A 1,097-nucleotide genomic window follows, 5' to 3' on the forward strand; every position below is an offset into this window, starting at 1 on the left:
AAGCTTTTGTAGCTAAGCATGGAGAAAAAGATGGAGAGAAGACAAACAGCAAAATCACATCACTTGCGGCTGGTTCTATAGCATCAGGTTCGAGTGATGCGGTTAATGGCGGACAGATTTATGATCTGAATCAGTCGCTAGCAAAGTATTTTGGTGGTGATGCTAAGTATGATGGTGATGGCTGGGTTCTTCCAGGTTTCAAGATAATGACTTTCCAAGAAGATGGCAGCTTTGAAGAGGAGGATTATGATAGCATTGCAGCCGCGTTTGCCGGTATCAATAAGGTCTTCAAGAATCTTCATAATGAGATTTCAGAAAACATTGAGCAAAATGCGTTGTTGTGGAGTGATGATGCCGGTGCGTTTGTAGCACAGCATGAGAAGGAAGGTAAAAAGGACAACAGCAAGATCACGTTCCTTGCGGAAGGAAAGATATCAGAAGATTCGACGGATGCGATTAATGGAGGTCAGATTTATACTCTACAACAGAGCTTTGCCTCATATTTTGGTGGAGGAGCTGGTTATGATAAGGAAGGAAACTGGCAAGGCCCCAAATTCTACGTTCAGGTTTTCAATGAGGATGGTACGAAAGGAGATAAAGAGGAGCGTACTAATGTCTCTGAAGCATTTGATGTTGTTAATGACAGCATGAGCACTATCAACGATCGTATAAAAGAAGTTGAAAAGGATGTTGCTTCGAATGGTCTGAATTGGAATGAAGAAAAAGGAAGCTATGATGCCTCTCACGTTGATGATGAGGGCGTTAAGAGCCCCAGTAAGATTATCAATGTAGAGGATGGTAAGGTAGAGCAAGATTCCAAAGAAGCTGTGAATGGAGGACAGCTTTGGGAAACTCAGCAGATGATTACAGATCAGGTCAAGGATATTGAAACTAAGGTTACGGAGGGATCTGTACAATATGATAGAGATGAAGCAGGTAAAAAGACCAATAAAGTTACGTTAATTGGTGGAGATGACAGTTCTCCAGTATTAATAGACAATGTAGCGGATGGAAAGATTGAAAAGGATTCGAAAGAAGCTGTTAATGGAGGTCAGTTACATGATTACACAGAACAGCAGATGAAGACGGTTCTTGAA

1 pseudogene is annotated in these 1,097 nt (G+C 41.5%); it reads left to right on the forward strand.

What is annotated here, in order from left to right:
• A pseudogene (locus ACFINF_RS09295) lies at positions 1 to 1,097 on the forward strand (adhesin); the annotation flags it as partial.

The organism is Bartonella sp. TS25HLJMH (assembly GCF_042193505.1).
Lineage (GTDB): Bacteria > Pseudomonadota > Alphaproteobacteria > Rhizobiales > Rhizobiaceae > Bartonella > Bartonella grahamii.